Raw genomic sequence first — 13,889 nt, 5'->3', positions numbered from 1 at the left:
TGATGTTCTACTAAACAATTATCTTACCGTCTGATCTCTGAAAAATGAAAATTGGTCCTAATAAAATTGAGCTCTGGGGTAGCGCATTGGGAATAATTTTTTACATAGGGTTATTGATAAATATCATTTGCGATGATTTCCATACTTCACTCGGGCAACTAGACTACATAACAACGGTAATGATAGCTTTCTGTCTTGTATTATTGACTACTATAACAGCCCTTGGCATTCGGATGTATTCACTCACAACAGGCATCATCATAGACAATACAAGTAATAAACTAACAATAACATACCTATTTAAGAAAACTGAATCCATTTCTGTAGATGAAATGGACGGATATACGACAACACGCATTCGCAGAAGAACAAACTATGATGAAGGAATCATGCTCTACATGACAAATGGCAATAGGCTACTATTAAGCGACACGAGCCTTAAAGACTACCGGCCAGTTGTCAGCTTCCTAGAAGATAATGCAATTACCGCACGAGGTGCAGAAAAATTCAGTTTTTTCAAGTATTACTTTCGCAAATAAGACGTCAATATTTATGATTTGTCAAGGCATTGCACCTGTAGCTCATCTTTGCAGTCTTTCAATAACCGGTTAATTGTCTTGTTCAAAACAGGATGAACCAGATCGGGGGCTATCTCTGCCATTGGGACCAGTATGAAACGCCTGTCTTGAATATAAGGATGAGGAACAATAAGGTCATGCTCATTGATAATGGCATCATCATAAAACAGGATGTCGATGTCGATCGTCCTTTCTCCCCATTTGATCTTGCGTTCGCGGCCCAGGTTTCGTTCGGTTTGCAGGATAGTAGCCAGTAATTCTTGTGCAGAAAGGTCTGTTTCTATTGCCGCACACATGTTCAGGAAGTCGGGCTGATCAGTTATACCCCATGCTTTGGTGGCATACAATGCCGATTGCTTGACTACCCTGCCGGCGGTAACTTCCAACATAGCTAATGCCTGCGTCATGAGCGCCTGGCGGTCGCCAATGTTACTGCCGAGGGAAAGGTATGTGGTGTGCATGTTTTTTTGATGTTAGTGTATGACTGTCATGGTGAGCTTGCCGAACCACGACAGTCATACACTAACCTTTATGGGTCTACAAAACAAATACGTCTACAGCGAATGTCGTGCTTCGACGCGGCTCAGCATGACATTCTCATTAGGCAACGATTTATATTACCCTGCCATCTACCTGCGGGCGTTTGCTGATGTAGCGAATATCGAAATAGTCTTTGTGGAACGTAAATTCCAACACCATAGAGGTGTGGGTAGGTTTCCCGTAAAGAGTAGCAGGTATCCAGTTAGGCATATTATTTAGCTCAAGGCGCATGTCTTTTCTCAGCTGCCACATATCATGTTTATCGTCAATGCTCAATACACATAACTTGCCTTTGGCATCTATGTATACCTGGAACAGCATCTGGCGGCCTTTGCCATTGTATTCAAACTGTGCACGGTTCAGTTTTTTCTGCAGGTATTTGGCCAGCTTCACGGGCGGTCTTGCAGGCGCATCGCCACAATAGAGGCATATATCTGCCGGTTCGCAGTCTTTAAAATCGTATTTGAACAATACCTGCGACCAGGCCGATGAAGAAACCAGCAACAGTATAAAGAGGAAAGAATATTTCATAGAGCAAAGTAATAATTAATTAGAATGTTCCCGGCATTTTAGATGGAAAATTCTGTGAATGAACCCGATTTAGCCAACTACGAATTATTCCTCAGCCGATAATTCTGCAATAAGCGCATCTGTATTTTGCTGGTCTTTTTCATCAAGGCAGCGGGTGGAACTAAGGTAGCTGAGTGCGCTGATCAACTTGTTCCTGTCTTGTTCGGTACCCAGGTAACTAACGAACACCGGCAATACAAACGACAGTGGCCGAAGTGCTTTTTGCTCGCACCACTTATTTATCATCTTAGAGAGAAGTTCCATGGCAGGCCGGGCAGCCCCTGTGCGTTGCAGACCCGCTTTAATACCCGAACGGATCATATCGGTGTATCCCCCTGAAGCAAGACTTTCGCTGAATTCGGCTGCCAATTGATAGTGTTGGCGTGCAAGCTCATTGTCCCCCAGTTTCTCATACGACCGGCCAACATTAAGATAGAGTGAGGGATAGTGCGATTTAGCTTCATCATCGGTCATAGCCAGTGCATGATCCAGTGCGGTCTCGTTCCAATAAAGTTCTACAGATGCATCTTCCCTGTTCCGCGACATATAATGAGCGGCAGTGAATTTTTCAAAATCATCGGTAGCGGCATCCCATGCCTGCTGAAACAAGCTGGTTGCCGCATCAATATCGCCCTTCGCCTCAGCATTCATGCCATCGGCACAGAGTTTCACTACTTTGTTATTGAGGTCGAATTGCATAGATACCGAAGTTAATGGGGGCTTTTTAAGTACATATTAATTTTGTGCCGCGGCTCCTATTTCACTTTATACCTGGAAGATACTTTTCTGTATTTACCATTACGGTACTCAAAACAGCGGGTAACTCGAAAATCAAAACTATCCCTGCCTATTATTGCCTTTGCCAACTCTATGGGCGAATCGGTTGTGTCGTATTCTGGATTCGGGATATTACGGTTAAATGTTCCTTCCAGCTTCAGAGATAATCGCCGAAACACGCTGTCTGATTTAGTTTTAAAAGTAGTTAAATGAGGATACCAGGTCGAAGACATTGTATTGGTCCGCTCAACAGCATCTTCGGTCAACACGATTCTGACCTGTCCGTCAACAATTGCAAAAACGTATAACCCTGAGTAGTAGACCTGCCCCGGCCCACCGTTGCTATTAAGTAGGTAACATGCGTAGTTGTTTGTGCCCAACTTGATCAGGTTTAACTTAGGCAGTGACTGAAATGCACCGTAGCAGCCAATACCGGGGGTAAAATATTTCAGCACCCATTTATTATTCTCTTCCCTAAACCACGCCAATCCCATCGTAACGCAAGCGTAGCGACCAGTACTTAGGTCATCTATAGGCGCCAGATCGTGTGTAGCGAATGAAAGAATGATATTTTTCCGGCCACTATCATCTTTAAATAGCAAGGTATCCTCAGGCATCGATATATTCCCACCTCTGAATGGGAAAATTTCCGGTGGCTCATTAAGAAACCAGCCGGCGAGTTTTTTACGGGTATAATCGTTGCTCTTCCAAACGATCAAATCAACAGTGTCATTTCGTCCATCCGGCGACACATGATAACGCCTGCCGGGTATCAGTCCATGTAGTGCCCGAACCTTATTAAATGGCTTATTGAGCGTCAAACCTATTTGTCCGATAGACGAGGCAGGGACATTCATGACCGGTCTGACCAACACGTCATTCTCTTCGGTGTAATTAGTAATTACGAGGTTGTATTTTTTCTTTACTCCCTTTTTTCCACCCGCATGGGCAACGGATATGATCAAACCAATAACTATGATAACAGTTGTGACAGTCCGGGATAAAAGAGACATAAAATGCGCGAATAGATATGACAAACGCTACAAATAAAGATAAACCAAAATCGGCTTACTTCTGCATATTTAGCCCTGGGAAAGATGATAAAATAAACTCTATTAATTTATCTGTTCTTTTCCATTTCTGTTTCGTTGCAAAAGTCTTTAAATAGTTCACTAATTTTGATACAAACATGATCAATGAGTGCCACTTATAAAGACCTTAAACTCAATTCAGCCGACGGCACTTTTAACGACTGTCTTATCTCCTCAATGCTCAAAAGACATTTTTCATCAACGCTAAGCGCAAAAGACCCTTTTCAAATACAAATATCTAAGAACATTGCTGATGTAAAGACAGCGCTCGATACACTTAATACCGACCATGTACCCGAGCTTTCTTATCCCTGCCTTGCCCTATTAGAAAAGACGTTGACCAATGCAACGATCAGGTATGTGGTCATCAGTAAAAATGGCAAGCCGGTACTTTTTGCCTACTACCAGATATTTACACTTACTGCGGCCAACTTTAACCTCGAGAATAACAGCGCATTTGTAAAACATATACTGAAGGCCTTTGTAAACCTGAAGAAAGCGAAGGCGGTAATGCTGGGTAATGTGCTGCGTAATGAGACCACCAGCCATTGTTACGACCACTCAGTGTTTACCGTTGATGAGGCTACAGAGGCCATAGCAGGCATAGCGGAAAAGATAGCCGCAGACGAGTGTGCTACTGCCATTGTGCTGAAAGAGTTACCACCAATTACCGCGCAGGCGCAGCAACTGCTCAGTGAGAATGGCTACTCTACCCCATTTGAAGACCAGGTGATGGACATGGAAGTAGATGCCAACTGGCATACCCTCTCGGACTATCTCAATGACCTGAGTAAGAAGTATAAAACGAGAGCAAAGAAGGCCCTTGCGGCAATAGCACCGCTGGAACTAAGAGCTCTGACTACGACTGAAGTAGCTGCGTATGAGCAGGATATTGACCGTCTGTTCTCTGCCACTGTTCACCAGCAACCCTTTACGCTAACACAGCCACAGCCGGGGTATTTTACCGAGCTGAAACGCATGTATGGAGATGGCTTTGAGGTGATAGGCTTTATGAACGATGGTAAATTAATAGCATTCTATACAGCTTTTACCGGCGTTGACTACTACCATATCTATTATGTCGGGTTCAACTACGAACTGAACAATACCTACCAACTCTACTTCAATATCCTGTTCTCGGGGCTGGAAAGAGCTATATTGTCGGGCAAGAAAGTATTGCAACTGGGTCGTACTTCATTTGATGCGAAGGCAAGCCTGGGCGCTAAGGCAAGGAAGCTCAGCTACTTTATAAAAATGGAGTACATACCGGACTTTGTGGTGAAGTGGTTCGTAAAGTATTTTTCGGCTATGGAGAATAGTAAGTGGAAACAGAGGAACCCGCTGAAAGATAATGGCGCAATGGCTTAATTGCTCAATGGCTCAATGAGTTTGATCGCAGTAACAGCAGATTTTACTCGTTCTTCATGATCACCACTAATATCTATCCAGGGCACACCGCTGTTCATGACGATATCCTTATACTGATTGTAAAAGTAATTGCGCAACTCGGGAGAGGAATGTTCGCGTAGCGGATCATCTTCCCATGGTATGTCTATATTGGTGAGCAGATACAGGTCATATTTTCTTTGTGCAATTTGCTCTAATATCTCTCTGTTACAATGCCCGTAGGTGTTTTCGCTCCATACTTTTATAACGTTCAGGTCGGTATCGCAGATTAGGTATTGATTGGCCTGATTTATTATTTCATCTTCTGCACGCAATTGTCCTTGTGCCATAGCAAGCAGATCATGTTCTTCATACGGTCGGCCAAGGCTTTCGAGATACGCACGGGCGTACTCGGGCACCCACACAGTATGCAATGCAGCTGCCAGAGCTGCACTAAGCGTACTCTTTCCCGTAGATTCAGGACCAATGACCACTATTTTCTTAATGCTCAATGTGCGCGTTTTTCTTTCTGTGATGTTGTAACCACTTGTTGCCTTTATCGGCAAGTATGGCGGTTCCTGTACCAACGATAGCGCCCGCCAATACATCTGTAGGATAGTGCATGCCGAGATACATTCTGGAGTAACCGACACTAGCCGCCCATGCATAGGCCGGCACAGCTACATACCACTTGGGAAACAGGATGGTCAATGATGTTGCAGTATTAAATGAGAAGGAAGTATGCCCCGACGGGAACGATGCATCTCTGTTATGTTTGTAAGGTTGCAACTCGGGGTAAGTGATATAAGGACGTGGACGATCCACACCATATTTCAGCCCGAATGTAACAATGAAGTTGGTCCCCACAGCAGCCACGGTGGTCCACCCTCTGGTAATGAGCTGCTTGTCGTGGCGGGCGTACCCTGCTACCAGTTCAGATATGGGTAATGCTGCTGATATGGGGTAAACAGAATTGGTCAACGTGGCCATGCCATTGTCCAGAGACTTGTTCCTATTCAGGTTAATGTCTTTAAGGATATTGATGTCGGCATCTTGGGCACTGGTGCGGCATGTAATACAGAGGAGTAGTATTATCAGGCAGTTGCCAAAGATGTTTGCGCTTGTTTTTTCCATTCGAAGTACCCAAAAGTAGCTACAATAAACAGAAATAAAGTAAGGGCCGCAGTAAAAGGCATGCCCTTATTGATGTAAATAGGGATAGCTACTAAGTTAGAGATATTGAGCAACAGCCAGTTCTCTACCTTTCTTTTAGCCAACAGCCACATACCCACCCATGCGGTAGCCGAGATAAAGGCATCCCATACTGCAATATCTGATGGCGTATAACCCGGCAGTAGTAGGAACAATTTTGTGAGCATTAGATACAATACACCCCAGCCTGCCATACCAAAGACTATGACCATCACTGTTTCTTTCCGGTTGATGGCTGTTATCTGCAACTGATGGCCCTTGTTCTTACTACTCCATAATACCCAGCCATATATACTCATGATGAAGTAATAGACATTCAGGATAGCATCTGCATAGAGTTTGGTTGTGGGTTGTATGAATATCCACATGTAGATAAGCGTGCTAATGAGCCCTGCCGGATAGAGCAACACCTTATTGGCCCGGGCCAGCAAAACCTCTGCCACAGCGGCTGTGATGGCGATCCACTCAAGCGTGGGAGTAGCCTTTGCTTGTGTGATCAGTAAGGTTAAAATATCGTGCAGACTCATGGCGGACAAATATATTGCTGAATTGCGAGAAACCTTTTGGATAATCGGAATAATATCCTATTTTTGCCATCCCAAAACGGGAAAAGGTGCGGTAGCTCAGCTGGTAGAGCACAGGACTGAAAATCCTGGTGTCGCCGGTTCAATCCCGGCCCGCACCACCACTCAAAAGGTTATCTTTTGCTGGTAGCTGAGGTCAAAAAGTTCTTTTTAAAATGGTGCGGTAGCTCAGTTGGTAGAGCACAGGACTGAAAATCCTGGTGTCGCCGGTTCAAGCCCGGCTCACACCACATTTATAAGCCTTCCGGTATCCGGGAGGCTTTTTTTATGAGGGTGGGTGAAGAGGCGCAAAGTAGGATCAACCAAAGAACGCAAAAAGAGAGCAAAGCACACCCTAGGCAAAAACCCAATTTAAATAGCGTTCAAGACGGATCTGGCATTTGACATGTTCGGTATGCCCACCATAAACCAGCAATATATTACTGTAGACAAGTGACATGCTCAGCATCACTACGACAGTAATTAATTTTATCAGTCTTCCTAATATCTTTACAGCATTAAACCAAACATTAGCAGTAATGGACAATGTGACTACTTACCCACTATTGATAGAGGAAATAGGACTCCTGTTACAACAAGGCAGGGAAAAGGCAGCCTATTCTGTAAATACTATACTCGTACAAACTTACTGGCAGATAGGGAAACACATCGTGACCTTCGAACAAAAAGGTAATGAGAAAGCCGAATATGGCTCACAGTTGTTCAATAGGTTATCTACTGATCTTACAACTGCTTATGGCAAAGGGTTTAGCCGCTCCAATCTTTTGTATATGAGAAAAATTTATTTAATTTTTCAAAATAGTGAGACACTGTCTCACTTATTGACATGGTCACATTATTTTGAGATACTGAAGGCTGAAAATGAACTGGAAATAATGTTTTACAGCAAGCAGGCAGAGAAAGAAAGATGGAGCGTTCGGGAATTAAAGCGACAAATGAAAAGTATGTTATTTCATAGGTTGGCATTAAGTAAGGATAAAGAAGGTATATTAAAACTTGCTGGTAAGGGCCATGAAATACAATCACCTGAAGACCTGATAAAAGATCCTTTTGTACTTGAATTTCTACAAATACCGGAAAGCCACCAATATCTGGAGACAGAATTGGAACAAAAGATAATAGAGAACCTCCAGCATTTTTTACTGGAATTGGGTAAAGGTTTCGCCTTTATTGCCCGCCAATACAGAATGAGCATAGGTGGGCGGCATTTCCATGTTGACCTTTTATTCTACCATCGCATACTTAAATGCTTCGTGTTAATAGACCTGAAACGTGGCGAAATAGACCACCAGGATATCGGACAAATGAATCTGTACCTCAATTATTTCAAAAAAGAGGAGGCCACAGATGGTGATAATGAGCCAGTAGGAATATTGCTTGGAGCATACGATAATCATATATTAGTAGAGTATGCCACTGCCAGTATTACCAACCAAATACTATTAAGCAAGTATCAGCTATACCTGCCCGACAAAACAACCCTTACAAATGAGCTAAATAAGTTACTGGAAGAGTAAATCAATGTCAAATAAATCCTCACAGTATTCGTTAAATGAAGTGACTCACTACTCAGTGCGTCCCTCTATTGACCCAATTCCAAGTTACTTCCCCGCCTTTTCCAGCACAGATATACGCTGTACTATTGAATCAAGGTTGCGGAAATGAATGAATGCCTTGCGGTATTTGTTGGCATCAAATGCCGGGCTGCCCATTTGTACTGTACCTGTTTGCGGTATGCTCTTAGATATGCCCGATTGTGCAGTTACAATTGTACCACCTGCCATGGTGAGATGGCCTACTACGCCTACCTGTCCGCTGAACATACAGCCAGGACCTATCTTGGTCGAACCAGCCACTACAACACATGCGGCAAAGTAGCAGTTCTCCCCTACTTCTACGTTATGGGCTATGTGTACCAGGTTGTCGAACTTGACGCCATTATGCAGTATAGTAGAGCCCAGTGTAGCGCGATCTATAGCGCAGTTAGCACCCAGTTCTACATCGTCACCAATAACTACGTTGCCTATCTGCGGTATCTTCTTTATTTCAGCCGCAGGATCGAAACGGAAGCCATCGCTACCTATTACTGTGCCTGAATGTATGATACAGTCTTTACCAACTACACAATCAGAATAGATCTTCACACCGGCAAACAGGGTTGTATTATCACCGATCACCACGTTCTCACCTATGAATACCTGTGGATAGATCTTTACGTTGTTGCCTATTTTAGCACCATCGCTTACTACAGCAAATTCACCGGCGTAGATGTTGTTACCAACGGTTGCATTTTCTGAAATGTACGCATGCTTAGATATGCCGGACTTATTCAACTTCACCTGATTATACATCTCCAGCAACTTTGCGAAAGCACCACCGGGATTGTCTACCCGAATCAAAGTAGCTTTTACAGGAGCGGTCAGTTCGAGGTCTTTACCAACTATGACCAATGTGGCATCGGTATTGTAGATATACTGAGTGTACAATGGATTGGCCAGGAACGATATTGAACCGGGTTCGCCCTGTTCTATCTTAGAGAGTTTAGATATTTTGGCATCGGGGTTACCTTCTATAGTGCCATTCAATACACCTGCTATCTGCTGCGCTGTAAATTCCATATAATGTGGTGGAGTCTTTAAATTGGTTTCGCTGCCAATTTAGGCATTATCCTGTAGAGTTTCTAATGGTAGCAGTATTAATTCCATGCAACCTCCACCCACAATACCTATTAAAATTGCCAAATTGTCAAATCACCTTCTCCGGACTCCACGCGGCTACCCTTACCCCAGGTGAGAAATGGAATGCTTCTGGAACTATGGGCTTTGGTAGTGAATCGAGCAGCGGGTAATGCAGTTGCAGATCAGTTATTGAAGCCGCGCTTAAAGCCCATTCCAGGTGATGGAGATTGTACCGGAGCATGGTATTGCGGTAATGATAGTAGAGACAATATCGCTCGGTGAGCCAGAGATCGAACGCACTTTTGTGCAGGATCGGCTCTTTTATCTCATAGTTGAAAGAGATGAGCTGACCGGTGAGCTTTTGATCTGTATATACAAAGGGCTGGTATTGGTAAGGCAAGCCGGATATTGTTCTGGCCAGATAGCAGGATAGTTTTTTGTTGGCTTCCATACTCAGGAAGTAAACGCCTTCTTTCCCACCTGCAGTGACGTAGGTGCGTATATTGATCTCACCAAAATCAGACAAAGCACTTACAGGCGGCAAAAAGCGTGGCCTTATCCTTTGCATCCGGAAGACAACAATAGATATCCATGCAGATCCATCGAACGTATCTATGGTAAGGCCTGCCGGCACGTGCTCTTTAAGCCAATCTACGGGCACACGTGCATGCATAAACACTAAGTGGTTCCACTCCTGGTAATAGAGCCATGGATGGGTGGGCATAGCCCAAGGCCGGTGTGCAGTTTGTGCCAGTATCTTCTTCATGAACCTTAATGGTGTTAGCCGATGAAAAATTACGCCAATACGCCCACAAGCAACAAAATAACTTTCACATACTCAGTTACGCACGTCACACCACTCCGCTAAACACCTGCATCAAAAATTATTGAATATCTGAAGTGTTTTTTATTTTAGCACCACACACTCAAAAATCACCATAATCATGAAAAAGGCATTTAAAGTATTAGGCTACATAATACTCATAGTTATTGTTATAGTAGCCGGGCTAATAGGCTATGTAAAAACAGCACTGCCCAATGTGGGTGAGGCACCTGTAATGACAGTAGATAAAACTCCCGAAAAAGTAGAGCGCGGCCGCTACCTGGCCAACAGTGTAGCCGCTTGTATGGACTGCCACTCTACCCGCGACTGGAACAAATATGCCGGTCCGCTTAAAGAAGGAACGCTGGGAAGAGGCGGTGAACGTTTTGATCAGCAGTTTGGATTTCCGGGTGTTTATTACTCGCGAAACATAACACCGGCGGGCATAGCCCGTTATACCGACGGAGAATTGTACAGGGTGATCACAACAGGTGTAAACAAGGAAGGCAAGGCGATGTTTACGGTGATGCCATACCCTTACTATGGGACGATGGATCCTGAGGATGTAAAATGCATCATTGCCTACCTGCGCACGCTGGCTCCGATCACCAATGAAGTTGCAGCTTCGGTTTCCGACTTCCCGATGAGTATCATTATCAATGTGATACCCAAGAAAGCAACACCGGGAAAGAGACCTGATACGAGCAACCGTATTGCCTATGGTGCATACCTGACCAATGCCAGTGCTTGCCGCGAGTGCCATACCAAAGAAAAGCAGGGACAGATAATACCTGAACTGGCTTTCAGCGGAGGCCGTGCTTTTAAACTACCTACCGGTGGCACTGTAGTATCAGCTAATATTACCCCCGACATGGCAACCGGTATTGGCAACTGGACAGAAGAAGCTTTTGTGAACCGCTTCAAAACCTATGCAGACTCCTCTTACCATCCGCAAACAATTTCCCGTGGCGCATTCAACAGCGTAATGCCCTGGAACATGTATTGCCACATGACCCGCAGCGACCTCGGCGCCATCTATACCTACCTGCGCAGCCTGCCTGCCAAGCAGAATGAAGTGGTGAAGTTTTTGCCGGAGGTAGTAGCGAGTAAATAGCAGATAGTACATAGTAGATAGACCACTTAAATAATTTCGCATGTCATGATGCTGAAGGCATCACATGTCTATAGAAAATCAGGAACAAATTAGGAAACGATGCCGAAGGTATCGAACGTCTGTATATGCAAACCCAGTTCTAAAAAACACGTCACAACATATCACTTACGTAGAGACGCAAGATTTTGCGTCTCCACACCACACAATCGGTGATGGACGCCCGTACCAATGTGCCCGGGTCGCGGTGGAGACGCAAAATCTTGCGTCTCTACGAACACCACCCTACTCCTTCATCACCTTATACACCACCCGCTCTCCATTGACATACTGCAATTGCAACAAATACACACCACTGGAAAGGCTGGTAACATTCACTCCATTATCTCCGGGTTGAAACGCACCGCATAGCACCTGCCTGCCGGTTATCTCACTCACCACATACCGGGCACTTTCCCTAACACCACTTACATACAAAACATCCCGAACAGGATTAGGAAAAACCGACACACCACCTTGCCCTACACTACCCACCCCTAAATGCGTATCCCATACCACCAGCTGTTGCGATAGTGAAGAATCACTACAGCCAAATACCTTTGCTGTTATAGAATCTGCTACCATCGTTTTGGTATAGCTTACTGTAGGCACGGAGGTAGTATTGAACAAGACACCTTTATTGTACCATTTTATGGAGTAGTGACGACCAGCGCCCGATATATTGGCATTGATAGTTACAGTACTCCCGATGGCTGTTGTGGTAACGGCAGAAATTGTAACCGTTGGAGTGTGCGGGTAAGTGATCTTTCGAATCCGTTTGTTATTGAAATCAACTACATACACATTATTACATTCGTCCAATGCAACTCCTTCTGGATAAGATATTTGTGCTGCCGTAGCAGGGTTATTATCTCCGCTAAATCCCGATGCCCCGGTTTCCGCAATACTATGTATGATGCCATCTGTACCAACTTTTTCGATTCTTTGATTCCGAAAATCTGCTATATATAAATTGTTACTATCATCTACAGCAACATTAAATGCCCCTATATGCGTTGCTGTAGCAGCTATTCCATCAATATAAGGTGTTTCAATTGAGTCGCCTGTACCTGCAACCCTTGTTACTATTCCTGTAATAATGTCAATTTTTCGTATAGAAGCAGACCTATCTGTAAAATATATATCACCCCTCCTGTTAGCACAAACACCCCCAGCTTGAATCTTAGCATTTGTAGCTGGTCCCCCATTGCCAGAATATCCTACTACCCCTATTCCCCCTACGGTTTCTAACATTCCAGTTATCCCGACTTTTCTGATGTACGCGCCTGCGCCGCTATCTACAAAATAAAGATTATTTGATGTGTCAAGGGCGATAATACCTGTTGAAATATTTGCTGCTGTAGCAAGTGTTCCATCGGGGCTATAGCCTAATATACCTGTGCCCAAAAAAGTACTAATTAATCCCGTATTCAAATCAACCTTTCTTATCCGAACATTTCCTCCTTCACAAATATATAAATGATTTAAACGATCTACGGCTATATATGCAGGTACATTTAGCTGTGCGTTTGTTGCAAGTATTCCGTCTCCGTTATAGCCAGCAACTCCAGTGCCTGCAATAGTTGTAATTATATTTGTAGCTACATCGACCTTCCTTATGCGATGGTTATTACCATCAGCAATATACATATTTCCTGTAGTATCAAAAGCAATAGATGCCAACAATCCTAACCTTGCAGCTGTTGCGGCTCCTCCGTCCCCTAGCGGTCCACCTCCCATACCATTCCCAGCCACAGTAGTTATTATCTGTGCATGAGCACTACCAACTAATAGAAAATAAAATACAGCGATGATGAGTTTATAAACTTTCATATATACAAAGATACGCGCTCAGTTTATCAGTTTTCTCAGTATAAATACTGAGTTTTTTGTTTTTACTGCATATTTGTCTGCACCTTTATTGCACCACAACAAAAAATATATGTCACTTCAAATAACCCCACCTAACCCATTGATCCAATAAATGTTACGCCAGGTTATCCACAAAAATGTGGATATGTTTATTTGCAGAACATAAAATGGCACATTAATTTGCACTCAAAACGGGCATTTTGCCCGCCGCTCTTTGACATCTATGAACCCAATCACACCAATGTACACTGTAGAGCATTGTTCGTCGTAATCTTCAGATTACGTCGTAGCGGTTGGCAATCTTCAGGTTGTCGTAACGTACAAAAAAAAAGTGGCGGAAAAAGTAGCAGTATGTGGCAATAAGTGGCAGAAAGTAGCAGTTTGTTAAAACACCCTGAAAACCTCAGCCACAAAGCACTTCAGCGAAAACTCCACAAACAAAACTGCCACTTTTTCGAAAAGCTGCCACTTTTCATAACGCACGACATACCCACCCCAACTGGTCATCCTATGTTTGCAATAGCAAGTAAATAGAGATAATTTAGGTATTGAATCATTGCAGAAGAAAAGGGGTAAAGAACAAGACTGAGGTTTGTCATTGGGCATTAAGCCTGTTCGCAATGCTAGT

At 43.8% G+C, this 13,889-nt stretch carries 14 protein-coding genes and 2 tRNA genes; 6 read left to right on the top strand and 10 right to left on the bottom strand.

From position 1 onward, the window contains the following. Window positions 1-44 precede the first annotated feature (44 nt). Window positions 45-539, top strand: a complete 495-nt coding sequence (locus CJD36_RS20840) for a hypothetical protein (protein WP_105041148.1) — start codon at window positions 45-47, stop codon at window positions 537-539. A gap of 11 nt (window positions 540-550) precedes the next feature. Here CJD36_RS20840 and folK read toward each other — a convergent pair whose 3' ends face one another. From folK to CJD36_RS20820, 4 genes are all read right to left on the bottom strand, one after another. Then, entirely contained in the window at window positions 551-1,039 is a 489-nt protein-coding gene (gene folK / locus CJD36_RS20835) for a 2-amino-4-hydroxy-6-hydroxymethyldihydropteridine diphosphokinase (RefSeq protein WP_105041147.1), read from the bottom strand. Window positions 1,040-1,190: 151 nt separating this feature from the next. Then, a complete protein-coding gene (locus CJD36_RS20830; protein WP_105041146.1) occupies window positions 1,191-1,649 on the bottom strand; it encodes a hypothetical protein in 459 nt (152 codons plus the stop codon). Between the two features lie 84 nt (window positions 1,650-1,733). After that, window positions 1,734-2,387 carry a hypothetical protein gene (locus CJD36_RS23535; protein WP_205685665.1) on the bottom strand — a complete coding sequence of 218 codons (654 nt, stop codon included), beginning with the start codon at window positions 2,385-2,387 and terminating at the stop codon, window positions 1,734-1,736. A 56-nt stretch (window positions 2,388-2,443) separates the two neighbouring features. Next, entirely contained in the window at window positions 2,444-3,478 is a 1,035-nt protein-coding gene (locus tag CJD36_RS20820) for a hypothetical protein (RefSeq protein WP_105041145.1), read from the bottom strand. 183 nt (window positions 3,479-3,661) lie between these two features. Here CJD36_RS20820 and CJD36_RS20815 point away from each other — a divergent pair, with 183 nt between their 5' ends. Beyond that, on the top strand, window positions 3,662-4,924 hold the full coding sequence (locus tag CJD36_RS20815) for a GNAT family N-acetyltransferase (RefSeq protein ID WP_105041144.1): 1,263 nt from the start codon (window positions 3,662-3,664) through the stop codon (window positions 4,922-4,924). Here CJD36_RS20815 and CJD36_RS20810 read toward each other — a convergent pair. From CJD36_RS20810 to pnuC, 3 genes are read right to left on the bottom strand one after another with little or no spacing between them, the layout of a single operon-like run. Further along, window positions 4,921-5,454 carry an AAA family ATPase gene (locus CJD36_RS20810; protein WP_240609398.1) on the bottom strand — a complete coding sequence of 178 codons (534 nt, stop codon included), beginning with the start codon at window positions 5,452-5,454 and terminating at the stop codon, window positions 4,921-4,923. The genes CJD36_RS20815 and CJD36_RS20810 overlap by 4 nt on opposite strands. Beyond that, window positions 5,444-6,076: a phosphatase PAP2 family protein gene (locus tag CJD36_RS20805; protein ID WP_105041142.1), complete on the bottom strand. Its 633-nt coding sequence runs from the start codon at window positions 6,074-6,076 to the stop codon at window positions 5,444-5,446. The genes CJD36_RS20810 and CJD36_RS20805 overlap by 11 nt, the downstream gene beginning before the upstream one ends. Further along, on the bottom strand, window positions 6,037-6,681 hold the full coding sequence (pnuC, locus tag CJD36_RS20800) for a nicotinamide riboside transporter PnuC (protein WP_105041141.1): 645 nt from the start codon (window positions 6,679-6,681) through the stop codon (window positions 6,037-6,039). The genes CJD36_RS20805 and pnuC overlap by 40 nt, the downstream gene beginning before the upstream one ends. A gap of 85 nt (window positions 6,682-6,766) precedes the next feature. Between pnuC and CJD36_RS20795 the strand changes: the two genes are divergently transcribed. From CJD36_RS20795 to CJD36_RS20785, 3 genes are all read left to right on the top strand, one after another. Beyond that, window positions 6,767-6,842 (top strand) — tRNA-Phe (locus tag CJD36_RS20795). A 53-nt stretch (window positions 6,843-6,895) separates the two neighbouring features. Then, window positions 6,896-6,968, top strand: a tRNA-Phe gene (locus CJD36_RS20790). A gap of 207 nt (window positions 6,969-7,175) precedes the next feature. Next, on the top strand, window positions 7,176-8,255 hold the full coding sequence (locus tag CJD36_RS20785) for a PDDEXK nuclease domain-containing protein (RefSeq protein ID WP_240609397.1): 1,080 nt from the start codon (window positions 7,176-7,178) through the stop codon (window positions 8,253-8,255). An 84-nt stretch (window positions 8,256-8,339) separates the two neighbouring features. On the opposite strand, the gene lpxD is transcribed toward CJD36_RS20785, so the two are convergent. Both lpxD and CJD36_RS20775 read right to left on the bottom strand, forming a co-directional pair. Next, window positions 8,340-9,356, bottom strand: coding sequence for a UDP-3-O-(3-hydroxymyristoyl)glucosamine N-acyltransferase (gene lpxD / locus CJD36_RS20780; protein ID WP_105041140.1), 1,017 nt, complete (start codon window positions 9,354-9,356; stop codon window positions 8,340-8,342). A 127-nt stretch (window positions 9,357-9,483) separates the two neighbouring features. After that, window positions 9,484-10,182, bottom strand: a complete 699-nt coding sequence (locus CJD36_RS20775) for a YqjF family protein (protein WP_105041139.1) — start codon at window positions 10,180-10,182, stop codon at window positions 9,484-9,486. A gap of 178 nt (window positions 10,183-10,360) precedes the next feature. Between CJD36_RS20775 and CJD36_RS20770 the strand changes: the two genes are divergently transcribed. Then, window positions 10,361-11,353 (top strand): c-type cytochrome, encoded by a 993-nt coding sequence (locus tag CJD36_RS20770; RefSeq protein ID WP_105041138.1) that lies wholly within the window; start codon window positions 10,361-10,363, stop codon window positions 11,351-11,353. Between the two features lie 282 nt (window positions 11,354-11,635). Here the strand turns inward: CJD36_RS20770 and CJD36_RS20765 are convergent, their stop codons facing one another. Continuing rightward, window positions 11,636-13,222, bottom strand: coding sequence for a T9SS type A sorting domain-containing protein (locus CJD36_RS20765; protein WP_105041137.1), 1,587 nt, complete (start codon window positions 13,220-13,222; stop codon window positions 11,636-11,638). Window positions 13,223-13,889: the final 667 nt, after the last annotated feature.

The sequence above is a fragment of the Flavipsychrobacter stenotrophus genome, assembly GCF_002954265.1.
GTDB lineage: Bacteria > Bacteroidota > Bacteroidia > Chitinophagales > Chitinophagaceae > Flavipsychrobacter > Flavipsychrobacter stenotrophus.
The sequence above is the reverse complement of the archived record's forward strand: the minus strand, read 5'-3'. Positions and strand labels throughout refer to the sequence as shown.

What these genes read in the sequence shown, in the direction of transcription:
- CJD36_RS20840 (WP_105041148.1), top strand. Translation starts at nt 45, where the DNA reads ATGAAAATTGGTCCTAATAAAATTGAGCTCTGGGGTAGCGCATTGGGA.
- folK (WP_105041147.1), bottom strand. Translation starts at nt 1,039, where the DNA reads ATGCACACCACATACCTTTCCCTCGGCAGTAACATTGGCGACCGCCAG.
- CJD36_RS20830 (WP_105041146.1), bottom strand. Translation starts at nt 1,649, where the DNA reads ATGAAATATTCTTTCCTCTTTATACTGTTGCTGGTTTCTTCATCGGCC.
- CJD36_RS23535 (WP_205685665.1), bottom strand. Translation starts at nt 2,387, where the DNA reads ATGCAATTCGACCTCAATAACAAAGTAGTGAAACTCTGTGCCGATGGC.
- CJD36_RS20820 (WP_105041145.1), bottom strand. Translation starts at nt 3,478, where the DNA reads ATGTCTCTTTTATCCCGGACTGTCACAACTGTTATCATAGTTATTGGT.
- CJD36_RS20815 (WP_105041144.1), top strand. Translation starts at nt 3,662, where the DNA reads ATGAGTGCCACTTATAAAGACCTTAAACTCAATTCAGCCGACGGCACT.
- CJD36_RS20805 (WP_105041142.1), bottom strand. Translation starts at nt 6,076, where the DNA reads ATGGAAAAAACAAGCGCAAACATCTTTGGCAACTGCCTGATAATACTA.
- pnuC (WP_105041141.1), bottom strand. Translation starts at nt 6,681, where the DNA reads ATGAGTCTGCACGATATTTTAACCTTACTGATCACACAAGCAAAGGCT.
- CJD36_RS20785 (WP_240609397.1), top strand. Translation starts at nt 7,176, where the DNA reads ATGCTCAGCATCACTACGACAGTAATTAATTTTATCAGTCTTCCTAAT.
- lpxD (WP_105041140.1), bottom strand. Translation starts at nt 9,356, where the DNA reads ATGGAATTTACAGCGCAGCAGATAGCAGGTGTATTGAATGGCACTATA.
- CJD36_RS20775 (WP_105041139.1), bottom strand. Translation starts at nt 10,182, where the DNA reads ATGAAGAAGATACTGGCACAAACTGCACACCGGCCTTGGGCTATGCCC.
- CJD36_RS20770 (WP_105041138.1), top strand. Translation starts at nt 10,361, where the DNA reads ATGAAAAAGGCATTTAAAGTATTAGGCTACATAATACTCATAGTTATT.
- CJD36_RS20765 (WP_105041137.1), bottom strand. Translation starts at nt 13,222, where the DNA reads ATGAAAGTTTATAAACTCATCATCGCTGTATTTTATTTTCTATTAGTT.